The sequence below is a fragment of the Mesorhizobium sp. B283B1A genome, assembly GCF_020165735.1.
Classification (GTDB): domain Bacteria; phylum Pseudomonadota; class Alphaproteobacteria; order Rhizobiales; family Rhizobiaceae; genus Mesorhizobium; species Mesorhizobium opportunistum.
This window is the reverse complement of record NZ_JAIUIQ010000001.1, coordinates 141,322-163,690: the sequence shown is the minus strand read 5'-3', so window position 1 is coordinate 163,690 and position 22,369 is coordinate 141,322. Positions and strand designations below refer to the sequence as shown.

Here is a 22,369-nt window from a genome sequence, read left to right as displayed (position 1 = left end):
GGAAAAGCTTCCCAAGCGGTCCCGGCCGTTGCATGCGATTGGCGCCGGCTTGCCTACATCGGCCGCCTTATCTGTTGCGTCCGCTCCGGCTCTATCACCTTGCGGTAGAGGTGCCAGGTGGCATGGCCAAGGATCGGCATGACCACGGCCAGGCCGGCAAAGAGCGGGACCGAGCCGATCACCAGAAGCACGGCGACCATCAGGCCCCACAGCGCCATTTGCAGCGGATTTGCCATGACCGCGCGGGCCGAAGTCTCGATTGCCGAAACGGCGCCGACATCGCGGTCGAGCAACAGCGGGAAGGCGATCACCGTGGTGGCCAGCACGACCACGGCGAAGACGAAGCCAGCGGCATTGCCGGCGAGGATCAACGTCCAACCCTTGCTGGTCGTCAGCACGTCGCGCAGGAAGGCGCCGACGGAAGCCGGCGGCTGGTCGCCGAACTGGCTGGTGTAGATCGACTGCGCCGTGAACAGCCACAGCAGGAACAGCGCGAACAGCATGATGCCGATGACCGCAATCGATGGCAGTGCCGAGGAGTGGCGGACATCGAGGGCATGCCGCCAGTTGGTGTTCATGCCGAGTTCGCGCCGGCGGCTGATCTCGTAAAGGCCGATGGCGGCGAATGGGCCGACCAATGCAAAGCCCGACATCAAGGGATAGACGAGCTGGATGGCATTGGAGCCCGACGACCATTGGGTGAGGATCAGGCCGACGATCGGGTAGATCAGGCACAGGAACACATAGTGGGACGGTTTTGCCCAGAAATCCTCGGCGCCGAGCCGCAACGCGTCCCAGAGATCCGACGTGGTGATGTGGCGCACCGTCGGTTGCACATGCATTCCACGCGCGTCCGCCATGACATGAAAGCTGGCCATAACCTTCCCTCCGTTAATCGGGGGCGGTCACCGCCGTGAGGCCGCCCGCAGCTGCCACTAGTAGATGTGGCAGCATAGCCGATTTGCCAGGGCTTGTCGCCAAATCGATGGTCTTGGATACGCCATCACAAGATTGTGCTCACCGTCACCCAAGCTAGTCCACTTGACGACCATCCTACCAGAAGGTAGGTAAGAGCCATGAGCAACCTGTCTACGACCTCCGACGACATCCTGGCTTGCGCGCGTTCGCTGATCGTCGCTGGCGGCTACAACGGTTTCAGTTATGCCGACATCGCCGACGTCGTCGGGATTCGCAAGGCGAGCATCCATCACCATTTCCCAAGCAAGGTCGACCTGGTCCGCACGCTGGTTGCGCGGTATCGGGAAGAAGCCGAAGCGGGGATGGCTAATCTCGAACTGCAGGTCTCCGACCCGCTCGAACAGCTTCGGCTCTATGTTGGGTACTGGGAAGCCTGTATCGCGGACGCCAGCGCTCCATTCTGCGTCTGCGCGCTGCTGGCAGGCCAACTCCCGGTCCTGCCCGAGGAAGTTGGCCTGGAGGTCCGCGCCCATTTCCGCTCCCTGTCAGCGTGGCTGACATCCGTGCTGGAGCGCGGGGCGCGGCATGGCCAGCTGCACCTGATGACCGCCCCTCGCGCAGAGGCCGAAGCGTTCATGGCGACGGTTCACGGCGCGATGCTTTCGGCGCGGGCCTATGGCGATCCGAAGATATTCGGCGCCGTGACGGGCCCGCTCCTGGAGCGGCTCGCTTCGCTCCAGATACGGTCCTAGGTCTCAAACACCACAACGCAAATTACTCCGGGACGCTCGTCGCGAATCCCTACCTATTAGTCGAAAGGACAATCCAATGACGGTTCACAGTGGCGATCTTCCCAGGGCCAGCGAGGAACAATGGCTCAAACTCTACTACTTCGCCCGGACGGCATTCTCGGCGGCCTGGGTGGCGGCTGCCTTCACGGTGGGACAGCATTCCTTGGCGGTCGCCGCGGTTCTACTCGTGGCTTATCCCGCATGGGATGCGCTGGCCAATTTTGTCGACGCACCGCGCAGCGGAGGATTGGGACGCAATCGCACGCAGGCCATCAACGTCCTGGCCAGCCTGGCGACAGCGCTCGCGGTGGTTCTCGCGCTGACGATGAACATGAATTGGGTGCTCGGCGTGTTCGGCGTATGGGCGATCCTGTCCGGCCTGCTTCAGCTCGGCACCGCCGTCCGCCGTTGGAAGCGTTTTGGCGCGCAGTGGGCGATGATCCTGAGCGGCGGGCAATCAGCGCTGGCGGGCAGCTTTTTCATCATCCAGGCGCGGATGCCGATGCCGCCCTCCATCACCAACGTGGCCGGCTATGCCGCGGTAGGCGCCTTCTACTTCCTGGTTTCGGCGGTGTGGCTGAGCGTGAGCCAATCGCGGCGGAAGGCTGGATAAGCCGCCGTCCCAGGCCGCCTCGTTGTCCTTAAGGACTGGCAGGAACCGATTGGCGCAAAGGGCGGCGGCGCAAAAATTTCGCCGCTTGCCCGTCAAAAGCCACGATCGCGACTATTCAGGCAGGAATGATCACTGCTGCTCGTTCCCATTCCGCCGTCGAACCGCGCCTAAGCAGGCGTGCCCTTCTGATCGGTCTCGCGGCCCTGGCCGGCCTTGCCGCCTGCGGCACCGTTTCGCTGCCGACCGGGCAAGGCGCCGGAGTCTCGTCCTCCGCGACCGGCACGCTGGCAAGCCTGCGCGCCACCGCGGGGCTCGGGCCGCTCGTCCCCGATGCTCAGTTGGAGCAGGCAGCGCTGCAGCAGGCAGGCTATATGGCGTCGCGTGAGCGCATGAGCCACACCACGGGCTGGGGCAAGGATTTTGCCTCGCGCATGAAGGACAACGGAGTACGGGGGGCCGCGGCCGAGAACATCGCCGAAGGCCGCTTCGACCAGCAAAAACTGTTCGACATCTGGATGCATTCGCAGGGCCACCGGCGCAACATACTCGATCCGGATTTCAGCCGCTTCGGGCTCGCCTACGTCCGCGACGGGCGTGACCCTAACCTGCGCTATTGGGCGCTGGTGCTGGGCAGGTAGAGCTTCCCGGCTATCCTACTTTCCTTACGTCGTTAGCGCGCCCCATGCCGGAACGACATCACTGGCTTCCAGGATGGCGCGGTAGAGGCTGTCAACTTCCTCATCGATCTCTATCCCGCTTAATCCCGACTGCGTTAGGTTCCAGCAGCCGCTTCCTCATCTTGCACACCCATAACGCCTGCCGTGTGGCAGCTTGCCACCGCCACACGGACGGCTCGGCGACAAAGTCGCCACCGTTGCGAATGCGTCGCAGACCTTAAGCTGGGATCAAGAGTGCAATTCGATGGATGCCAACCACGTTGCTGATGTTAGTGGCTTTATCCGACTTTCCCTTGCCGCAGCTGTAGAGGCCGCCGTCTTTGACGGTATAGGCCGGAATACCTTTCTTCTCGATTTTGAACTCACCGGCAATGATGTGGCAGATCATGTCCATGTCCATCATAGGCTGGTCGTCCGGATCGGAAGCTCCGGGTTGATAGATCACATCGATTATCTTGATGCTCTTGTAAGCACTGATCTGTGACTCCTGCTCCCCGACTTCCACCATCCGTCGTCCGTGTCCCATGTCCATACCATCAGTGGCGCTATAGCTGGGAGCTGCCGCCTCCGCCGGCGCTGCTAATGAAAATACGGGGGTCGCGGCGGTCGCAGCGAGACCAAATTTAAGGGCTGATCTGCGATTAAGGTGTTCCATGTACGGTCCTCCCTTTGAGCAGTCGTGCGATAATTCGCGCGGGAGACTCGGCGCTCAAGTTCGAAAACTGTCAACTGTTGTCTCCGAAGCTGAGCAACCGTCAGCTCAGGCTGACTGGACTGCCGGCTCGGCGGCGAGCCAAATGTCGATCGTTAACAACATATGGAACATGGGATCTACCGCATCGCTGCGAAGAACGGCCTCAAGTCCGTGGCCCTTTGTACCGAGAGCCCTCTATCCACAGTGCGAGCGCGATTGTTGCCGAACGGCCCTTAACTTCAAAATTGCGGCCTCGATAGCTTCCTGCCGCAGTCCATACCGTTTTTGAGCGTTGTTTGATTAAGATGCCGCGACTGTTCGCCCACTCGAAAATCTTTGCGCCAATTTGTTGCATAGACCCGAGATTCGATAGCCTTTGTCACAACGGTCGACAGATTGCAGTTGCGGACGGAGGTGAAACGGCCCTCGTCAAGCATCAGGAATACCGAAACGCAAATCCCGCCGCCCCATTCACGGCAGCGGCGGGCGTCCCCGGGATTCTGGGACTACACGGGCCGTTGGGACCCATGCTGGACTGGGAGAAGCAAATGTCGTGCCGAGATTGCCTATGGCGAGACAGTGAAAGCCCGCGTCCGATACTTCAAGGTCGCTCTAGCGCACCAGACGGGGGCGCAGGAAGCGCATTGTTCCGGGCCAGAAGATCAAGCACTCTGATGACATCCTTGGCGGCTTCCGATTTGCAGGAATAGTACCGCCACCGGCCTTCGGCCCGACTTTCAACTATCCCCATTTCAACAAGCATGCCCAGGTGCTGCGACAGGGAGTGCTGGGTCCCGCCCACGCGCGAGAGCAGGTCCGTCACCGTTCTCTCGCCGTCCATCAGATGAATGCAGGTCAAGAGGCGCTTCTCGTGCGCCAAGGCGGCCAGAAACTTCGCCACCACAACCGCCTGTTTCTGGAAGCTAAGGGGCTTGGCTGGCCGACGCCGCAGGGCAGGGTCGGCTTGGATTTCCGCAAGTCGCTGTCTGACGTATGAAACCATGCTCGTGCCGCCGGTCAACAGTGACCCCGAATCGCTGAGATGCCTCTAATAAAGCAAATGATCAGAAAGCTCGCCAGCCGTGAAACCAGCGAGCTCCTGTCAGGGCAGGCTTGGAGTTGGGGGCATATCTGCCCTAACAGGAGCAAATTGCTGCTGAAGCTTTGTGCAGTCAATTCGTCCGAATGGGTACGGTCGGCTTCGGCCACAGCGCGGCCCGCACCACTTGGGGCGATGCGGCCCCGGCCGAGGCTTGGCTGCCCTGTGTCATCGCGACCCCTCAGGTTTCGACATCAAGGCTCGCTAGTCCATATGCGCGGCAGGCGCGCCGCCGGCGGCCGGACTGGCCTTCGGCTTGCGCAGCAGGACGACGAACGGGATGGCCAGCAGCGTCATCATCATCAGTATTTTGAAGTCGTTGACGTAGGAGATCATCATGGCTTGGATGTTGACCATGCGATCGACCTCCGACAGCGCCATCGGATCGCCGCCCGCGGCCGCCGGCGAAACCGCCCAGAGATTGGGGTTGAACGGGTTGATGAAGGCCGAAAGCTCGGTGTGATTGACCTGCGTGTTGCGCACCATCAAGACCGTCACCACCGACACGCCGATGGACGAACCGAGGTTGCGCACCAGGCTGAACAAAGCGGTGGCATCGGTGCGGAAGCGCACGTCGAGCGTGGCGAAGGCTACCGTCGACAACGGCACGAACACCATTCCCATGCCCAGGCCCTGGATGACGCCGGAGCTGAGGATCAGCCAGTTGTCCATCTGGGGCGTGAAGGAGGACATGGTGTAGAGCGACTGCGCGGTCAACAGAAAGCCGATGACGACCAGGATCCTGGCGTCGATCCTGTTCATCAGCCGCCCTACGACGAGCATCGAAATCATCGTGCCGACACCGCGCGGCCCCAGGACGATGCCGATGGTGACGGTCGGATAGCCGAAGATGGTCGACAGCATCGGCGGCAGCAACGACATCGAGGCGAGAATCAGCACGCCCATCACGAAGATGAAGGCTAGCCCGGTCACGAAATTGCGGTCGAGGAAGATCTTGGGATCGATGAAAGGACGTTCCGCCGTCACCGTGTGAATGATGAACACCCAGAAGCCGGTGATCGAAAGAGCAAGCTCGATCCAGATTTCGACCGACGAAAACCAGTCGACCTCGCCGCCGCGATCGAGCAGCAGCTGCAGCGCACCGACGCCCAGCGACAACATGGCGAAGCCGAAGAAATCGAAGCTTCGCACCCGCCGGGCAACTGCCGGCAGATAGGCCGCCATGCCGAGGAAGGCGATGATACCGACCGGCAAATTGATGAAGAACACCCAGCGCCAGTTGAAATTCTCGGTCAGCCAGCCGCCCAGCGTCGGGCCCAGGATCGGCCCCAGCATGATGCCGGCGCCCCAGATGGCCATTGCCTGGCCATGGCGTTCCCTGGGGTTGATGTCGAGCAGGAAGGTCTGCGACAGCGGCACGATGGCCGCGCCGAACACGCCCTGCATCAGACGGAAGAACACTATGCTCTCCAGGCTCCAGGCGATACCGCACAGCATCGAGAACACGGTGAAGCCGACAACCGCCCCCAGGAACAGTTCCTTGCGGCCGAAGCGGTCGGCGAGCCAGCCGGTCACCGGCGTCATGATGGCGGCGGCAACGATGTAGGAGGTCAGCACCCAGTTAATATTGTCGGGCGAGGCGCCGAGATCGCCGGTCATGGTCGGCAGCGCGACGTTGGCGATCGTGGTGTCGAGCGCCTGCATGATCGTCGCCAGCATCAGCGCGACCGTGATCAGGCCGCGATGCGGCACTTCCTTGAAAGGTTCGGGCGTGCTCATGGCGTTGAACTTCCAGCCGGTAACAAAAACGTGTACAACGGGTTTCCGGGCGGCAATGCCTTCCGTTGAGAGACCCTCATCGCGGTGGGACGCGATTTGTCGATGTGGGGGTTACATCGACCGAAGTCTCTGATGAGCGGATGTCTGCCGCCCGGAAACATGAGGACCGACGGGTCCGTGTCGAAGGTTTCAAAATTCGGGCAAGCCGCGACGCGGTTCGGCCAAACGCTGATCCTTCCCACCACTCCCATCAGACCAATCCTGCTGTTCGCTTCCACCCGCCTCTGGTCCCGGCGGGCTTCGCTTTCTACTGCGCGGTCTCGCCGGCCGTGGCGTGACCGAAGATCGACGGCCAGCCACGCGCCACACCGGTGTCGACGGTGACGGCGGCGCTCATGCCGGTGCGCAGCGCCATCTTGGCGTCGGGGTCCGTCAGTTCCAGGCGCACCGGAATGCGCTGCGTGACCTTGACCCAGTTGCCGGTGGCATTCTGCGCCGGGAGCAGCGAAAACTCTGCCCCGGTGCCGGCGCCGATCGCCTTGACCGTCGCCTCGAAGGTGCGGCCGGGATAGGTGTCGACCACGATCTCGGCCTTCTGGCCGGGCTTCATGTGGGTCAGCTGCGTTTCCTTGAAATTGGCGTCGATCCAGGTGTCGCCGGTCTCTACCAGCGCAAACAAGGGCGTGCCGGAACCGACATACTGGCCGACCTTGAACGAGGAGGCTTGGCTGATGACGCCGTCAGCGGGCGCCCTGACCGTGGTCTGCGCCAGATCGTAGGCGGCCTTGTCGCGCGCGGCGAGCGCCGCCATCACGGTCGGATGCTTGTCGGTCTCGATGTCGGGATTGCCGGCAAGCGCCGCCTTGGCGCTGATGATGCCCTGCTCGGCAACCGCCAGCTGCTGCCTGGCCTTGTCGAGATCGTTCTTGGCCTGGTCGAGCGACGATTTGGCGTTGATGCCCTTTTGGGCAAGGTCGGCGGCGCGGTCGTATTGCGACTGGGCGAAGGCGACCTCGCTGGCATCCGACTTTTGCTGCGCCGTCGCCTGGCTGTAGGCCGCGCGCAACTGCTCGATACCGACGCGTGCGACCGCGACCGCCGCGTCGGCCTGGGCCAATGCGATGCGGTAAGGCTCGGGATCGATGGCAAACAGCACATCGCCCTGCTTGACCAGCTGGTTGTCGGATATGGCGACCTTAACGATGCGGCCAGCCGTATCCGAGGCGATCGACACCTTGGCCTGCTGCAGGTTGGCGTTCTCCGTCTCCTGGTAGCGCCCGCCGGTGACCCAGACATAGCCGCCGCCGATGGCCAGCGCCGCCGGCAAGGCAAACATCAAGAGCGAGCGGCCGATGCGGCGCTTCTTCTTTGGCGCCGGGACCGGCTCCGGCACCACTGGGGCCGCCGCGACGGGCGTGGCGGCCGGCTTGGCCGGCGCTTCCATCTCCGCCTTGGGAGTGCTTTCGTTCTCGTCTATCTTCGCTACGGCATTCATGCTGCTGCGCCTTCTGTATTCTTGATCTTTTCGTCGGACGGCGAATCGCCGTCGCCGAGATTCCGTGCCATCGCGTCGAGCGCCCTGATCAGGACGCGACGATCCTCCGGCGAAACGCCGACGAGCGATTCTTCATAGACTTCGCCAGCCAGGCTCTTGACCTCCGCATAGGCGGCACTCGCCTTGGCGGTCGGGAAAATCATGCGCACACGGCGATCGGCGGCGTCGGCGCGGCGTTCGATCCAGCCGCCCTCCTCCATCCGGTCGACAAGGCGCGAGACGCTGATCGGTTCGATCTCGAGCAGTTCGGCGAGCCGCGCCTGCGTGATGCCTGCTTCCTTGGCGACGCGCACCATCAGCCGCCATTGCGCCGAGGACAGGCCAAGGCCGCTGGCGCGCGTCTCGAAACGCTTGCGCATCAAGCGCTGCACGTCGTGGATCAAAAATCCCAATCTGTCCAAGCCATCTGAAACCATGAGCGGTATATATGATAAGCGTGCTCACTATTCAAGCCGCTATATCGCGGTTGAAAGCCGGCACATGCGCATGGCGGCCGCGCAATGTCATCGTGGTTAGCGACTGGTGACACTCGCGGCCCGAGCTAGCGACTGCCGATCTCCGGGCAGCGTCCAATCCGCCATATCAGACGCCAGCACCCGTTTGGGCGCTGCAGCCGCTGGTCGCGTACGACATATTCATGTACAGCCGCAGTCAGGATCGGGGGATCGACGCAATGCCGACGCTTTACGCGCTCAAGCCGGCTTTCCAGGGGAGACTGCGGCCGCTGGTCAACCGGCTGGCGGCCATCGGTGTCACCGCCAACAGCGTAACCATCCTGGCTGCCCTGATGTCGATCGCGGCCGGAGCGGTCATCGCGACCCTGCCTGAATGGCGCTGGCCACTGCTGCTCATTCCCGTGGTGCTGTTCGTGCGCATGGCGCTCAATGCGGTGGACGGCATGCTGGCGCGCGAACATGGCCAGGCTTCGACGCTCGGCATGTATCTGAACGAGATCTGCGACGTCGTTTCAGACCTGGCGCTGATCCTGCCTTTTGCAGCCTTTGCGCTGTTCAATACATGGGGTGTCATCGCCTTTGCCATCACTGCGGTGCTGACCGAGTTCGCAGGTGTGCTCGGCATCGCGGCCGGCATCGGGCGCAATTATGCCGGGCCGTTCGGCAAGAGCGACAGGGCGCTGGCGCTGGGCGTGGTGGCCGTTCTGTGCGCCGCCGATCTGTGGTCTCCATCCATCGCGCCGCTTGTGTTTCCGGCCATGGCAACGCTTTCGCTGCTGACCGCCATAAACCGGATACGCGCCGGCCTTATTGGCAGCGCCAGCTGAGCACCGGTGCTCGCCATGCCGCCAGAGGGGAAGACCATGATGCACGGATCGATCGCAGCGGCTGCCGAAAGCCTTGGCCGGCAAGCACAAGAGCGTGTCTTCCTTAGCCACGACGGGACCGAAATCTTCTACCGGTTCTGGCCGGCGGTTTGCGCGGATGCCAAGGGCGCGGTGGTGCTCTTCCATCGCGGTCATGAACATGGCGGCCGCATGGCCCATCTCGTCGACGAATTGCAGATGCCGGATCACGCCTTCTATGCCTGGGATGCCCGCGGCAACGGCCGTTCGTCCGGCGAACGCGGCTATGCTCCGTCCTTCGCGGCGCTGGTGCGCGACATAGACTGCTTCATGCGCGAGATCGCCGCCAGGGATGGCTTCGCGACGCAGGATATCGCGCTGATTGCGCAGTCCTTCGGCGCTGTGCTTGCCGCCGCCTGGGTGCACGACTATGCGCCGAAACTGCGCGCCCTGGTGCTGGCCTCGCCGGCCTTTTCGGTCAAGCTCTACGTGCCCTTCGCCAAGGAAGGCATCGCGCTCTGGCAAAGGCTCAAGGGCCGTTTCTTCGTCAACTCCTACGTCAAGGCGAAATTCCTGACCCATGATCCCGTGCGCATCGCCTCTTTCGAGAGCGATCCGCTGATCACGCGGCCGATCGCCTCCAACATCCTGGTCGAACTCTACCAGCACGCCGCCCGTATCGTCGCAGACGCCCGCGCCATCACCGTGCCGACGCAGCTTCTGCTTTCGGGAAGCGACTGGGTGGTACGCCATGGCCCCCAGCACGAATTCTTCGTCAATCTCGGCAGCAGGACCAAGGAACGACATGTGTTGCCGGGTTTCTTCCACGACACGCTGGGCGAGCGCGACCGGGCGCAGGCCCTCGACCTGATCCGGCCGTTCCTGGCCAAGCAGTTCACGGCGCCGGACGCGGTGACCGACCTGAAGCAGGCCGATATTGCCGGCTACACGCGCGACGAAGCCGACCGGCTTGCCTCGCCGCTCGATTTGCTGTCGCCAAAAGGCCTCTATTGGTCGTTCAGCCGCGCCTCCATCCGCATGGGCGCCTGGGTCTCGTCGGGCATGAAGGCCGGTGTTACCACCGGCTTCGATTCCGGCTCGACGCTGGACTATGTCTATGAGAACGACGCGCGCGGGCTGACGCCGCTTGGCCGCTTCGTCGACCGCATCTTCCTGGAGGCCATCGGCTGGCGCGGCATCCGCCAGCGCAAGCTGCATCTGGAAGAACTGATCGGCTCTTGCCTGGCGACGCTGAAGGCCGCCGGCCGGCCGGCCCACATTCTCGATATCGCCGCCGGCCACGGCCGCTATGTTCTCGATGCGATCGTGAAGAGCCCCGACCAGCCGGCAAGCGTTCGCCTGCAGGATTATTCCGACCTCAATGTCGAGCTCGGCCGCAAGCTTATTGCCGAGCGGCACTTCCCGGCCAGCATCTCGTTCAAGCGCGCCGACGCTTTCGATGCGGACATGCTCGCCGCGACCGATCCGGCGCCGGACCTCGCCATCGTTTCAGGCCTCTACGAACTGTTCTGCGACAATGCGATGATCGCCCGCTCGCTCGGTGGACTGGCCAGCGCCATGCAGCCGGGCAGCCTGCTCCTCTACACCAACCAGCCCTGGCATCCGCAGCTTGAGATGATCGCCCGCAGCCTGACCTCGCATCGCGGTGGCCAGGCCTGGGTCATGCGCCGGCGCACGCAAGGCGAAATGGACCAGCTCGTCGAGGCGTCCGGGTTCGAGAAGCTCGACCAGCGCATCGACCAATGGGGCATCTTCACCGTCTCGGTCGCGCGGCGCCTGTAGGACCCGCCGCGGCATGCCCACTGACCCTGAAGCTTCGCAATCCGCACCTGCCGCAGCCGCTGAACCCTATAGCCGGGTGGTGGTCAGGGCCGCGTTGTGGCTGGCGTTCCTGGCGCCGTTCTTCTACCTGACCTATGGCTTCGCCAACTCGCTGGCGTCGCGGCGCGACGATGTCGGCAGCATCGTGTTCTCCTGGGAACACAACATCCCGTTCGTCGCCTGGACCATAGTGCCCTACTGGTCGATCAACCTGTTCTATGGCCTGTCGCTGCTGCTCAACGATAGCAGGCAAGGGGTCGACCGCCTGGCTGGCCGCTTACTCACCGCGCAAATCGTGGCCGTCGCCTGCTTCATCCTGTTCCCGCTGTCGGCGACATTCGTGCGGCCGCAAACGACCGGCCTGCCGGGCTTCATGTTTGCCGTGCTTGGCGGTTTCGACAAACCGTTCAACCAGGCGCCCTCGTTGCACATCGCCCTGCTGGTGATCATCTGGGACCATTGGCGCCACCGGCTCGGCGGCCTTCTCCTGCCGTTCTGGCATGGCTGGTGCTTCCTGATCGGCGCCTCGGTGCTGACGACATGGCAGCATCATTTCATCGACATCCCGACCGGCGCGCTGCTCGGATTTTTCGCGCTCTGGCTGTTTCCGCGCAGCGGCGAATTGCCGATTTCAGACTTCCGGTTGACCCGCGATGCGAAAGCCCGCCGGCTGGCGCGGTTCTATGCGCTGGGCGCCGTCCTTGCGCTGGCGGGCGCCGTGTTCGGTGCGTCCGTTTCAGCCGTCGCGCTCTTCCTGCTTTGGCCGACTTTGGCACTGGTCATCGTCGCCCTCGCCTATGCCGGGGCCGGCTCAAAAGTGTTCCAGAAATCCGCCGATGGCGGCGTCGCCCTCGCAAGCCGCATCCTGCTCCTGCCCTACCGCCTTGGCGCCAGGACAAACATATGGGCCTGGACACGGGATCTTGCTGCGCAGGCGGAGGTCGCCGACGGCGTCTTTCTCGGACGCTTTCCCACCGCAAGCGAGGCCAACGGCCTCGGCACGGTCATCGACCTCGCCGCCGAACTGGAAAGGCCGGCGGGAGCGATTTGCCGCTGGATCAGCTTTCCGATGGTCGACCTGTTGCAGCCGCACGCAATGATGCAGCAACAAGCAGCCGGCGCGCTGGAGAAAGCGCGCCGCAACGGTACGGTGCTTGTCTGCTGTGCGCTCGGCTTCCAGCGCAGCGCCGGCGTTGTCGCCGAATGGCTGGTCGCGACAGGCAGGGCCAAGACGCCGGCCCTGGCTCGCGAGATGCTGACGGCCGCCGGCCGGCCGGTTCATCTTGCCGAGGCCGTGCAGCGGGCGGCATCATGACCGGCAGTGCCTATCGGGAAAGCACCGACCGCCTCGCCGGCATGCTGATGCGGCAGGCCGCGTGGCCGGCCGCACTCGTGGTGGCCGCAAACGTGCTGGCGCCCCTGGCCGCTTCAGCGCGCGGCGCCTTCGAGACCTGGCCTGCAGCCGTCGCGCTGTCGCTCGCCGCCGCGAGCGCGGTTGCCGTGCTGGCGCTGTCGGCGCTGCTGGCATTCGACGCGCTGCTGTTCCGGCTGATGGCCAGCCATGACGATGAGACTTCCGGCGGCGCTGCTGTGGACGACATCCTTGCAGGCATGCGCCTGAAGCGGCTGCCGCCCTCTACACGTTCGCTCGACGAGCGCATGGCCGGTACGCGCCGGTTGCTGACCAGGCAGCGCGCAGCCCTTGGCCTGTTCGTGGCGATGCTTTTGGCGGCGGGATTCTGGGCGCCGCGATGAGCAGGCTTGCGCTGAAGACTTTTACCCTGCTGCAGACGGTAACCTCCGTCGGCCTCTCGGCGCTGGCCTGGGCGGTGACCGGGGTGCGCCCGATCTGGAACGGCAGCCTGCCGTCGGACCGGCAGCGCATCTATTTCGCCAATCACACCAGCCATGGCGACTTCATCCTCTTGTCCGCGTGCCTGAGCGAAAAGGAGCGCGCGATCACCCATGCCGTGGCGGCGGGCGAGTATTGGGGAAAATCGCGGCTGCGCCGCTTCATCGCCGAAGACATGCTGTCGTCCGTGCTCATCAACCGGCAATGGACGAAGCCCGAGGAAAACCCGATCGAGATCATGCTGTCGGTCCTCGACCAGGGCCACTCGCTGATCCTGTTTCCCGAAGGCACCCGCAACATGACCGAGGAGCCGCTGCTGGCCTTCCGCTCCGGGCTCTACAATTTGTCGATGGCGCGGCCTGCCGTCGAGCTGATCCCGTGCTGGATCGAGAACATGTCGCGCGTGCTGCCCAAGGGCCAGTTCCTGCCGGTTCCGCTTCTGTGCCGCGTCGTCTTCGGCGCGCCGGTGACGGTGGCTCCGGGCGAAGAGCGCCGTGCCTTTCTCGACCGAGCCCACGCCACGCTCCTGGCGCTCAACCCGCGCCCCGAGCGAGACAAATGATGCGCCACGACATCTCGATTTTGATCATCGGCCTGCTGGTGGTGCTGACGACCGCCAGCATCGTCGCCGCCATGCTGTCGGCGCGAGCGCCGAAGCCGCTCAGTTCGACGCTGATCAATCTGACCCAACGCATCAACGCGTGGTGGGTGATGGTGGCGCTGATGACGGTCGCCTTCTTCTTCGGCCGCTACGGCATGACCATCCTGTTCGCGCTGATTTCCTTCGCGTCGCTGCGCGAATTCGTCACGCTGACGCACACAAGCCGCAGCGACCATTGGGTGCTGCTTGGCATGTTCGGCATCATCATACCGGTTCAATACTGGCTGGTGTGGACCGCCTGGTACGGGCTCTTCGTCATTTTCATTCCGGTTTATTGCTTCCTGCTGATGCCGGCCATTACCGCGCTGCACGGCGACACCGAACGCTTTCTCGAGCGGATCGCCGCGCAGCAATGGGCTGTCATGATCTCGGTCTATTGCGTCAGCCATGTTCCAGCGTTGCTGACACTCGATGTGCCCGGCTTCGAAGGCCGCAATCTGCTGCTGATCGCCTTTCTCATCATCGTCGTGCAAGGCAGCGACGTGCTGCAATACATCTTCGGCAAGCTGTTCGGAAAACACCGTTTCTCGCCGACCGTCTCGCCGTCGAAAACCTGGGAAGGCCTGATCGGCGGAGTGGTGTCGGCGAGCCTGCTCGGCGCGCTCTTGTCCTTCGTGACGCCGTTCTCGCCGCTGCAGGCGGCGTGTGTGGCCTTCGTCGCCTGTTCAATGGGGTTTCTGGGCGGGCTGGTCGCCTCGGCCATCAAGCGCGACCAGGGCGTCAAGGACTGGGGCCATCTCATCGAAGGCCATGGCGGCATGATGGACCGCACCGACAGCCTGATCTTCGCGGCCCCGATCTTCTTTCACATCGTGCGCTATTTATGGACACTCTGAGCCGACAAACGCCGGCCCTCAGAACTGGTTCCGGACCTCCACCCAAAGCGCATACCGGCTGACCGCCGGCTAACTGCCGACCAGCGGCACGGTAACGGTTGTCGCGTAGTTGATGGGAAAGGCGCTGAAGTATGGGAAATCGATTACGAAGGCATAGGTGGCGGTCAGATGCGCCATGCGAAAGCCGCCGCTCGCCGGGTCGATGAGGATCGTGACGTTCACATCCTTCAGGCCCAGGGCCTGTAGCTTCTGCGTCGCGATCGATTGGATGTCGGCCTGCGTCAAATTGTTCTGAAGTTGCAGCGAGCGTGACGATGTCTCGAGCGTATACCGAACGCTAGAGACGGAGTTCATCGACCAACCGAAGGCGAAGATGCCGAACAGCAACATGATGAGAAAAGGCGCGATGAGCGCGAATTCCAACCCAGCCCCGCCCGACCGATCCCGGCTGAATGCGTTTGCCTCAGCGCCTTGTTTTGAAGCGGCTCCAAACGGAAAACCGCCACGCACTCCCTGTATTGCCCTAGCGGACACGGATCACCTCGAGGTGGCCAATGGTGCTGGAAGCGGAAAAGACGCCGAAGGTGACGGGCGGCACCCAGGTCGCGGATGCCTGGATCTGAACATAGATCGACGGCACCTTCGGCCCGCTGCACAAGGCGGAGGCGTCGACCACGGTGGTTCCGCACATGTAAATCCGGCTTAGCGTGACCTGGCCGTCCGGCGGCCTATGCTCCCAGCTCGCAATGGCAACCGCTTGGGTCACGGTATCGCTGGCCGATCCTTCCATGATCAAGTTGGCGGCCGTCTTCACGCCGGCGCGCATCGACAGCGAGCTGGTCATATAGGACCAGCCGTCCAGGATTCCTAGCAGTGCTACGCACAGCAAGGGGAGCACCAACGCGAACTCGACCGCGGCAACACCCGTATCGTCACTCAGGATCGGCACTGGTGGTCGTTCCATGGACGGGCTACTCGACCAGCGCCACGGAGGGCGCGGCTGGAATGTTGTCTATTCCCAGGCTCTTGCAATCCTGGTTGATGGTTGAGTTGCCGGACCACTGGATCATATCCGCAACAACCCGGGTGCAACCGTTCTTGCCCGAGAAATTGCCGAGATAGTTGACCTGTTGCTTGGGGAAATATAGCGCGCCCGTCAGCAGCGACGACGCCGTGCCGTTGAAGGTGCTCTGTCCACCGGTACCCGTCCTGTCACCATACATCAGCACGCCCGAATAGGTGCCGGATGTCGGTGCGCTTAACGTGACGGTGGCGTTGCCGTTCATCGACACACGCGATGCACCGGCAACGTAAATGGTAACGCCATCGCCGGAGATATTGGCGTTCGCATTCACTTTGAAATCGCCGCCCTGGATGACATAGACGCCGGGCTGAAGCGTGACATTGCCGCTAAGACTGAGTCCATTACAGTACGTACCCGGCCCTAATGTCGGTTTGTTGGCGTTCTGGCAGGGGTTCGAGGCCGCCGGTGCCGGCAAGCCGGCATATGGGTCGGCGGCGGGCAGCGCCTGGGTGATCGGCGCGGCGCAGACCGTGGTGACGGGGTTGCTGAGAGAAACACCGCCCGCCGTTATCAGGCAATCCGCCTGGAGGCCGGCCGAGCCCTGAAGCTTGATGGCGTCGGAAGCGATCGAATTCGACATAACCGAGCAGCCGGTGACCTTCACGGTCGTATTGCCTGAAAACAGCACCGCCTGCGGAGCAGACGGATCGAGCGCGAGCATGCAGGCGCTCGAGGCATCGGTGATGAGCGCCACGGCCCTCGCGTGCTCCGGAACCTTGTCTTGCGTGAAAATCGACGTGAAAATGCGGTCGAGGTTCTGCCCGACGATGACCTCGACCGCCTTCTTGGCCGTGTTCGGCCCAGACACGGGCGGCGTATTGACGACGATCGTGCCCGAGCCGAGCCCATTCGTCGCGGCCGACTGGGTCGCCGCCGCGATGATTGTCGGCTTGTCGGAACCCGAAATTTGCTCCAGCGCGCCGGCATAGGCCGCGGCATCCGCCGTGGCCTGCAATCTTAGGCTGTTATAATACCAGTAGGAGGTTTCCACCCCAAAACCCGCCGCACCGACGACGATCGGCAGGGTAAGCGCGAAGATGGTGGCGACGTTTGCACTCTTGCTCCGGCATAGAGCGGTCGCCATGCGCCGAATTCGGGTGAAGCAATCGCAGGCCATAACGTAAATTAGAAAGCACGCATATGTAAAGGAATGGCTAAAAAGTTCCGTTCATTTTTTGTCGCGGCTTCGATTTGATTCAAGCCGGCCTTGATTGATCGGTGCACGTAAATTTCTCGCGAACAATAAATCCTCGGCGCGGGCGCCGCGGATGGTTTACCGGCTGTTAACGGCACGAGCGCCCCTCTGTATAGTTTGATAAGCTAATTTAGATATTACAAATATAAATTTATCTGCCTCCGTTATATAGTTGCAGTCGCACAACATCCTTAGCGTTTTGGTAGTCCTCTGGACTATAGATGGATTGCCGGGCGGTAGCATTCATGCTGCGTTCGGTGCATCAGGAATCAGGGGACGAAGGCATGGCGGAACGGATTCACGTGCGCGGCGGGGTTTTGGCCGTAGCGCGCGGGCGGTTTTGGGCGGGGGCTTCCCTGGCAGCGCTGGTCGCCGCCGGGATGGCGCCGCGCCAGGCGATGGCGGGCAACTACGTCGCCAACAGCGATGCCTCGCTTCGCGCCGCGATTACAGCCGCGAACGCCGATCCTGATCCCAACGCGACGATCACGCTGACGGCCAGCTTCGCGGTGTCGCCCACGGCCATGCCGATGCCCACCAAGGCACTAACGATCGACACGCAGAGCTTCGTTCTGTCCGGGATTGCCGCGCCTCCTACGTCGGGCAGTGTTACCTTTTCCGGCGCCTTCCCCGGAGCCGGCTCCCTGACCATCACCGGCACTCTTGTGGGCGGCGGCTCATCAGGCTCAATCGTACCTGGAACTGGCCTTTTCGTGAACAGCCAGGCCGGAAGCAGCGGCCAAGTCGTGAACAATGGTTCGGTCACGGGCGGAACGGCAAGTGTCAGCGGACAGTCAGGCGGCATAGGCGTCGCAGTGGGCAGCGGTGCGGACCTGGTCAACAACGGCGCGATCAGTGGTGGTACCAGTCTGGCGTACACAGGCAGCGGGCTCAACGCAGCAGCTGGCGTATCGCTCAACAATGGCGGGACGTTCATCAACAACAGCACCGTGCAAGGTGGCAACAGCCAGGGCGCCGGCGCCGGCATGGGCGTTTATCTGAACGGCTTTGCCGGTGCTGCCACCGTGGTCAACAACGGCACGATTACCGGCGGCTCGGACCTGACCGGCGTCAATGTGGGCAACGTCGCCATCCGGGGCCGCGGAAGCCAGTTGCAATACATCGCCAATACGGGGCAGTTGGCAGGCGGCAACGGCGCGGCGGCGATCGACAGCAACGGCACAACGAACCTGGCCGTCGTCAACAGCGGTCTCATCAAGGCCGGAATCGGCCAGACCGACGCAATCCAGTTCGGCGCGACGGCGACGAGCAGGGCCACACTGGAGCTATGGGCCGCGTCGGTCATCCAGGGGAATGTCGTCGGCAGCGCGCTCGGCGCCAACGATATCTTGCGCCTTGGCGGCACGGCTGATGGTAGTTTCGATGTCTCGGCCATCGGCGCAGCGGCGCAATACCGGAATTTCGACACCTTCCAGAAGACGGGCGCCAGCACCTGGACGCTGACGGGAACCGGCACGGCCACCACCAACTGGGATATCCAGCAAGGCACGCTGCAACTGGGCAATGGCGGCACCAGCGGCTCGATCATCGGCGACGTCACCAACGCCGGCACGCTTGCCTTCGACCGAAGCGACGCGTTGACATTTGACGGTATCATCAGCGGCACGGGCTCGGTCAGCCAGATCGGCAGCGGAACGACGATCCTCACTGGCGTCAACACCTATAGCGGCGGCACGATGATCAACGCCGGCACGCTTCAAGTGGCCGGCGACAGCAATCTTGGCGCCGCCTCCGGCAATCTCAGCTTCGGCGGCGGCACGTTGCGCACGACCGCCAGCTTTTCCACTGCCCGTGTTATCCAGCTCAATGGCGATGGCGGATTCGATACAGCCGCGGGCACGCAGCTCGATGTCACTGGCAAAGTGACCGGTGTCGGCACGCTGATCAAGAATGGCACCGGCACGCTCAATCTCACCAGTTTTTCCAACAATTACACGGGCGGCAACATCGTCAATGCCGGTACGCTCGCCGGCAACACCGTGGCCATCCGTGGCGACATCCTGAACAACGGCGCGGTCTCGTTTCTCGACCTCGGGCCCAACAGCTTCGGCGGAAACATCTCCGGCTCGGGCAGCCTCGATATCGAAGGCGTGGGCACGCTGAAGCTTACCGGCGTCAACACGCACAGCGGCGGCACCAAAGTCGGGGTGGGCAAAAGCATTTCGGTCGCGTCGGACCAGAATCTGGGCGCCGCGACAGGCCTGTTGACACTCGACGGCGGAGAACTCGGCACCACGGCAACCTTTGCCATGAGCCGCGATATCAGCCTCGCGTCCGCCTCTGGTTTCTTCCGCACGGCGACGGGCACGACACTGACCGCGAACGGCGAACTGAGCGGCGTGGGCGGCGTCTACAAGGAGGGCGCCGGCACCGTGGTGCTCAACGGCGACAGCACCTATTCCGGCCGCACCACCGTCGACGCCGGCAAGCTCGTCGTCGAGGGTTCGCTCGGCAACACCGAAACGACGGTCAACAGCGGCGGAACGCTGGGCGGCTCCGGCTCGATCGGCGGCGCGGTGATCGTCGCCGACGGCGGCGTCCTGGCGCCAGGGTCCAGCCCGGGCACGCTTACGGTCGGGTCGCTCAGCCTGAGCTCCGGCTCGATCCTCGACTACGAGCTTGGCCAGGCCGGCATTGTCGGCGGCGGTGTCAACGACCTGATCGAGGTGACCGGCGCGCTGACGCTGGACGGCAGCCTCAACATCACCGATGTCGGTGGCTTCGGGCCCGGCGTCTACCGGCTGATCAATTATGGCGGCGCGCTCACCGACCACGGTCTCGAACTCGGCAATTTGCCGGTCGGCGTCACGGCCGCCGACCTGACGGTGCAGACCTCGGTCGACAAGCAGGTCAATCTGATCAGCAGCGTCGGCACCGATTTGTGGTTTTGGGACGGCGACGCAGCCGGCAATGCCAACAACGATCTGGTCGATGGCGGCAACGGCACCTGGACGGCGACGAGCCCAAATTGGACGACCAGCACCGGCCTGGTGAACGGAGCCATGAAACCGCAACCCGGCTTTGCCGTCTTCCAGACGCTCGGCGGCACCGTCGTCGCCGACGACAGTGCCGGCGCGCTGGAGGTCACCGGAATGCAGTTCGCCGCCGATGGCTACCGCATCGAGGGCGATCCGGTCACACTGGCCGGCGCCGGCGGCGAGAGCATCATCCGGGTCGGCGACGGCACGGTGGCCGGCGCGGGCTATACAGCCACCATCGCCTCGGTGCTGACCGGGGCCAGCAGCCTGACCAAGACCGATGCGGGCACGCTGGTGCTGTCGGGCGCCAACACCTACACCGGCGGCACGACGGTGTTGGGCGGCGTGCTTTCGGTTGCGGCCGACAACAATCTGGGCGCCGCCGCTGGCGCCCTCACCCTGTCAGGCGGCACGCTGCGCAATACGGCGGCCTTCGGCTCCGCGCGCGGTGTCATACTTTCGGCGGCCGGAGGCACATTCGACACCGTGGCCGACCTCACCTTGTCCGGCGCGATCTCGGGCGCCGGCAGCCTTGCCAAGACCGGCGCCGGCACGCTGACGCTGACGGGAACCAACAGCTATGGCGGCAACACGCTGGTGGGGGCTGGCACGCTGGTCGGCAATGCCGCTTCGATCCGTGGCGACATCGGCAATGCAGGGACGGTCGTCTTCGACCAGGCGGCGGACGCCAGCTTTGCCGGCGATATTTCCGGCACCGGCGCGATGGTGAAGGACGGCGCCGGCACGCTGACGCTTTCAGGCACGTCGCTGCTGGACTGGACCATCGACCAAGGCGGCCTCGTCGCGGCGGCCGAGCGCTTCGGCGGCGATGTCTCGATCGGCGCCGGCGCCTCGTTCACCTTCGACCAAACAGCCAATGCGAGCTATGCCGGCGCGCTCTCGGGCGCCGGCACGTTCGTCAAAGTCGGCTTGGGGACAGTGGTTCTGACCTCGGACAACTCGGCTTTCGCCGGCGCCACTTTGGTCAATGGCGGCACGCTCGCCGCGGGCGCGGCCAACGCGTTCAGTTCCGCCTCGCAATTCTCGGTCGCGGCGGGCGCGACGCTCGATCTCGCCGGCACCTCGCAGACGATCGCAGGGCTGACCAACGCGGGAACGGTAGGCATCGCCGGCAGCCTCGGAAGCAAGCTGACCGTCAGCGGCGACTATGTCGGCAGTGGCGGCAACATTCTCATCGGCACCGCCCTGGGTGCCGACAACTCGGCGACCAACATGCTGGTTATCGCCGGGGGCACGTCAGGCACGGGCACGCTCCAAATTGTCAATCTCGGCGGCGGCGGCGCGCAGACGGTCGAAGGCATCAAGATCGTCGATGTCGGCGGCGTCTCGAATGGCAGCTTCTCGCTCAAGGGCAACTACACCTTCGAAGGCGATCAGGCGGTGGTCGGCGGCGCCTATGCCTACCGGCTCTACCAGGGCGGCACGAGCACACCCGGCGACGGCGACTGGTATCTGCGTTCCGCCCTGATCGATGGCGGTGGACCCGGAACGCCGCTCTATCAGGCCGGCGCACCGCTGTACGAGGCTTATGCGGGTGCATTGCAGACCTTCAACCAATTGGGTACTCTGCAGCAGCGGCTCGGCAACCGGTCGTGGACCGTCGAAGCGCAGGGCGCCGACGGGGTTTCCGACGATGTGAGGGCCGAGGCAGGCATCGGCCTGTGGGGCAGGATCGAGGGCACCAGCGGCTCCTACGATCCGGAAAACTCCACAACCGGGACGACTTACGACACTTCGACCTGGAAGCTTCAGACTGGCGCAGACATGCTGCTTTCCGACAGCGCCGCCGGCCAGCTCATCGGCGGTGTCGCTTTCCAGTACGGCACCGTATCAGCCGACGTCTCGTCGCTATTCGGCAGCGGGTCGATCGACAGCACCGGCACCGGCGTTTCCGGCTCGCTGACGTGGTATGGTGCGGAAGGGTTCTACCTCGACAGCCAGGCGCAGGTGATCTGGTATGACAGCGATCTCGACTCGGCGACCGCCGGACAGCGGCTGGTCGACGGCAGCAATGGCGTCGGCTATGCGCTCGGCGTCGAAGCGGGCAAGCGCATCATGCTCGACCCGAGCTGGTCGCTGACGCCGCAAGCGCAGCTTGCCTGGTCGTCCGTCGACCTCGACGCGTTCACCGACGCCTTTGGTGCGAGGGTTACTCCCGGCAGCAATGACAGCCTGCTTGGCCGTCTCGGCCTGTCGCTCGACCACCAGTCGCAGTGGCAGGACCGGGCGGGCCGCACCGGGCACACGAATGTCTACACGATCGCCAACCTCTATTACGACTTCGAGGACGGCTCGTCGGTCGACCTGGCCGGCAGCAGCCTCTCAAGCCGAAACGACAAGCTCTGGGGCGGTCTCGGCATCGGCGGCACGATCAACTGGGCCGACGACAAGTTCTCCGTCTTTGGCGAAGCTGTCGCCCGCACGGGGTTGGAGAACTTCGGTGACAGTCATGCACTGACGGGTTCGCTCGGTTTGCGGGTCAAGTGGTAGAA

At 63.6% G+C, this 22,369-nt stretch carries 19 protein-coding genes; 10 read left to right on the top strand and 9 right to left on the bottom strand.

Annotated features, from left to right (window positions below; genetic code table 11):
- Nucleotides 1-53 precede the first annotated feature (53 nt).
- The gene (locus LB577_RS00870) at nucleotides 54-878 is read right to left on the bottom strand and encodes a DUF2189 domain-containing protein (RefSeq protein WP_224685161.1); all 825 of its coding nucleotides are present in this window, start codon (nucleotides 876-878) and stop codon (nucleotides 54-56) included.
- 198 nt (nucleotides 879-1,076) lie between these two features.
- Between LB577_RS00870 and LB577_RS00865 the strand changes: the two genes are divergently transcribed.
- The 3 genes from LB577_RS00865 to LB577_RS00855 all read left to right on the top strand — a co-directional run bounded on the left by LB577_RS00865 (nucleotide 1,077) and on the right by LB577_RS00855 (nucleotide 2,960).
- On the top strand, nucleotides 1,077-1,670 hold the full coding sequence (locus LB577_RS00865) for a TetR/AcrR family transcriptional regulator (RefSeq protein ID WP_224685160.1): 594 nt from the start codon (nucleotides 1,077-1,079) through the stop codon (nucleotides 1,668-1,670).
- Nucleotides 1,671-1,746: 76 nt separating this feature from the next.
- Nucleotides 1,747-2,322: a DUF308 domain-containing protein gene (locus LB577_RS00860; protein WP_224685159.1), complete on the top strand. Its 576-nt coding sequence runs from the start codon at nucleotides 1,747-1,749 to the stop codon at nucleotides 2,320-2,322.
- Nucleotides 2,323-2,447: 125 nt separating this feature from the next.
- On the top strand, nucleotides 2,448-2,960 hold the full coding sequence (locus LB577_RS00855) for a CAP domain-containing protein (protein WP_224685158.1): 513 nt from the start codon (nucleotides 2,448-2,450) through the stop codon (nucleotides 2,958-2,960).
- Nucleotides 2,961-3,216: 256 nt separating this feature from the next.
- Here the strand turns inward: LB577_RS00855 and LB577_RS00850 are convergent, their stop codons facing one another.
- From LB577_RS00850 to LB577_RS00830, 5 genes are all read right to left on the bottom strand, one after another.
- Nucleotides 3,217-3,654 (bottom strand): hypothetical protein, encoded by a 438-nt coding sequence (locus tag LB577_RS00850; protein WP_023766485.1) that lies wholly within the window; start codon nucleotides 3,652-3,654, stop codon nucleotides 3,217-3,219.
- Nucleotides 3,655-4,294: 640 nt separating this feature from the next.
- Nucleotides 4,295-4,714 (bottom strand): ArsR/SmtB family transcription factor, encoded by a 420-nt coding sequence (locus LB577_RS00845; RefSeq protein WP_224685157.1) that lies wholly within the window; start codon nucleotides 4,712-4,714, stop codon nucleotides 4,295-4,297.
- 282 nt (nucleotides 4,715-4,996) lie between these two features.
- Nucleotides 4,997-6,532: a DHA2 family efflux MFS transporter permease subunit gene (locus tag LB577_RS00840; protein ID WP_224685156.1), complete on the bottom strand. Its 1,536-nt coding sequence runs from the start codon at nucleotides 6,530-6,532 to the stop codon at nucleotides 4,997-4,999.
- A 307-nt stretch (nucleotides 6,533-6,839) separates the two neighbouring features.
- Nucleotides 6,840-8,027: an HlyD family secretion protein gene (locus LB577_RS00835; RefSeq protein ID WP_224685155.1), complete on the bottom strand. Its 1,188-nt coding sequence runs from the start codon at nucleotides 8,025-8,027 to the stop codon at nucleotides 6,840-6,842.
- Nucleotides 8,024-8,503 (bottom strand): MarR family winged helix-turn-helix transcriptional regulator, encoded by a 480-nt coding sequence (locus tag LB577_RS00830; protein ID WP_224685154.1) that lies wholly within the window; start codon nucleotides 8,501-8,503, stop codon nucleotides 8,024-8,026. Before LB577_RS00830 ends, LB577_RS00835 begins: the two co-directional genes overlap by 4 nt.
- Before the next feature lie 257 nt (nucleotides 8,504-8,760).
- Here LB577_RS00830 and LB577_RS00825 point away from each other — a divergent pair, with 257 nt between their 5' ends.
- Genes LB577_RS00825 through LB577_RS00800 form a run of 6 tightly spaced genes read left to right on the top strand, consistent with a single transcriptional unit; the run spans nucleotide 8,761 to nucleotide 14,578 of the window.
- Nucleotides 8,761-9,369, top strand: coding sequence for a CDP-alcohol phosphatidyltransferase family protein (locus LB577_RS00825; protein ID WP_023766481.1), 609 nt, complete (start codon nucleotides 8,761-8,763; stop codon nucleotides 9,367-9,369).
- Between the two features lie 36 nt (nucleotides 9,370-9,405).
- Nucleotides 9,406-11,190 carry a bifunctional alpha/beta hydrolase/class I SAM-dependent methyltransferase gene (locus tag LB577_RS00820; RefSeq protein ID WP_411969175.1) on the top strand — a complete coding sequence of 595 codons (1,785 nt, stop codon included), beginning with the start codon at nucleotides 9,406-9,408 and terminating at the stop codon, nucleotides 11,188-11,190.
- Nucleotides 11,191-11,203: 13 nt separating this feature from the next.
- The gene (locus tag LB577_RS00815) at nucleotides 11,204-12,544 is read left to right on the top strand and encodes a phosphatase PAP2/dual specificity phosphatase family protein (RefSeq protein ID WP_224685153.1); all 1,341 of its coding nucleotides are present in this window, start codon (nucleotides 11,204-11,206) and stop codon (nucleotides 12,542-12,544) included.
- Complete coding sequence (locus LB577_RS00810; protein ID WP_224685152.1) at nucleotides 12,541-12,984, top strand: hypothetical protein; 444 nt, start codon at nucleotides 12,541-12,543, stop codon at nucleotides 12,982-12,984. The genes LB577_RS00815 and LB577_RS00810 overlap by 4 nt, the downstream gene beginning before the upstream one ends.
- Entirely contained in the window at nucleotides 12,981-13,643 is a 663-nt protein-coding gene (locus LB577_RS00805) for a lysophospholipid acyltransferase family protein (protein WP_224685151.1), read from the top strand. The genes LB577_RS00810 and LB577_RS00805 overlap by 4 nt, the downstream gene beginning before the upstream one ends.
- Complete coding sequence (locus LB577_RS00800) at nucleotides 13,643-14,578, top strand: phosphatidate cytidylyltransferase (RefSeq protein ID WP_224685150.1); 936 nt, start codon at nucleotides 13,643-13,645, stop codon at nucleotides 14,576-14,578. The genes LB577_RS00805 and LB577_RS00800 overlap by 1 nt, the downstream gene beginning before the upstream one ends.
- A 69-nt stretch (nucleotides 14,579-14,647) precedes the next feature.
- Here the strand turns inward: LB577_RS00800 and LB577_RS00795 are convergent, their stop codons facing one another.
- From LB577_RS00795 to LB577_RS00785, 3 genes are read right to left on the bottom strand one after another with little or no spacing between them, the layout of a single operon-like run.
- Nucleotides 14,648-15,088, bottom strand: a complete 441-nt coding sequence (locus LB577_RS00795; protein WP_224685149.1) for a TadE/TadG family type IV pilus assembly protein — start codon at nucleotides 15,086-15,088, stop codon at nucleotides 14,648-14,650.
- A gap of 13 nt (nucleotides 15,089-15,101) precedes the next feature.
- Nucleotides 15,102-15,542: a TadE/TadG family type IV pilus assembly protein gene (locus LB577_RS00790; RefSeq protein ID WP_224685148.1), complete on the bottom strand. Its 441-nt coding sequence runs from the start codon at nucleotides 15,540-15,542 to the stop codon at nucleotides 15,102-15,104.
- A 7-nt stretch (nucleotides 15,543-15,549) separates the two neighbouring features.
- On the bottom strand, nucleotides 15,550-16,779 hold the full coding sequence (locus LB577_RS00785) for a pilus assembly protein TadG-related protein (protein ID WP_224685147.1): 1,230 nt from the start codon (nucleotides 16,777-16,779) through the stop codon (nucleotides 15,550-15,552).
- A 362-nt stretch (nucleotides 16,780-17,141) separates the two neighbouring features.
- Here LB577_RS00785 and LB577_RS00780 point away from each other — a divergent pair, with 362 nt between their 5' ends.
- The gene (locus tag LB577_RS00780; RefSeq protein ID WP_224685146.1) at nucleotides 17,142-22,367 is read left to right on the top strand and encodes an autotransporter outer membrane beta-barrel domain-containing protein; all 5,226 of its coding nucleotides are present in this window, start codon (nucleotides 17,142-17,144) and stop codon (nucleotides 22,365-22,367) included.
- The last annotated feature ends 2 nt before the right edge of the window (nucleotides 22,368-22,369 follow it).

Coding starts and splice junctions, on each gene's coding strand:
- LB577_RS00870 (WP_224685161.1), bottom strand. CDS start 878: ATGGCCAGCTTTCATGTCATGGCGGACGCGCGTGGAATGCATGTGCAA.
- LB577_RS00865 (WP_224685160.1), top strand. CDS start 1,077: ATGAGCAACCTGTCTACGACCTCCGACGACATCCTGGCTTGCGCGCGT.
- LB577_RS00860 (WP_224685159.1), top strand. CDS start 1,747: ATGACGGTTCACAGTGGCGATCTTCCCAGGGCCAGCGAGGAACAATGG.
- LB577_RS00855 (WP_224685158.1), top strand. CDS start 2,448: ATGATCACTGCTGCTCGTTCCCATTCCGCCGTCGAACCGCGCCTAAGC.
- LB577_RS00850 (WP_023766485.1), bottom strand. CDS start 3,654: ATGGAACACCTTAATCGCAGATCAGCCCTTAAATTTGGTCTCGCTGCG.
- LB577_RS00840 (WP_224685156.1), bottom strand. CDS start 6,532: ATGAGCACGCCCGAACCTTTCAAGGAAGTGCCGCATCGCGGCCTGATC.
- LB577_RS00835 (WP_224685155.1), bottom strand. CDS start 8,027: ATGAATGCCGTAGCGAAGATAGACGAGAACGAAAGCACTCCCAAGGCG.
- LB577_RS00830 (WP_224685154.1), bottom strand. CDS start 8,503: ATGGTTTCAGATGGCTTGGACAGATTGGGATTTTTGATCCACGACGTG.
- LB577_RS00825 (WP_023766481.1), top strand. CDS start 8,761: ATGCCGACGCTTTACGCGCTCAAGCCGGCTTTCCAGGGGAGACTGCGG.
- LB577_RS00820 (WP_411969175.1), top strand. CDS start 9,406: ATGATGCACGGATCGATCGCAGCGGCTGCCGAAAGCCTTGGCCGGCAA.
- LB577_RS00815 (WP_224685153.1), top strand. CDS start 11,204: ATGCCCACTGACCCTGAAGCTTCGCAATCCGCACCTGCCGCAGCCGCT.
- LB577_RS00810 (WP_224685152.1), top strand. CDS start 12,541: ATGACCGGCAGTGCCTATCGGGAAAGCACCGACCGCCTCGCCGGCATG.
- LB577_RS00805 (WP_224685151.1), top strand. CDS start 12,981: ATGAGCAGGCTTGCGCTGAAGACTTTTACCCTGCTGCAGACGGTAACC.
- LB577_RS00800 (WP_224685150.1), top strand. CDS start 13,643: ATGCGCCACGACATCTCGATTTTGATCATCGGCCTGCTGGTGGTGCTG.
- LB577_RS00790 (WP_224685148.1), bottom strand. CDS start 15,542: ATGGAACGACCACCAGTGCCGATCCTGAGTGACGATACGGGTGTTGCC.
- LB577_RS00785 (WP_224685147.1), bottom strand. CDS start 16,779: ATGGCCTGCGATTGCTTCACCCGAATTCGGCGCATGGCGACCGCTCTA.
- LB577_RS00780 (WP_224685146.1), top strand. CDS start 17,142: ATGGCGGAACGGATTCACGTGCGCGGCGGGGTTTTGGCCGTAGCGCGC.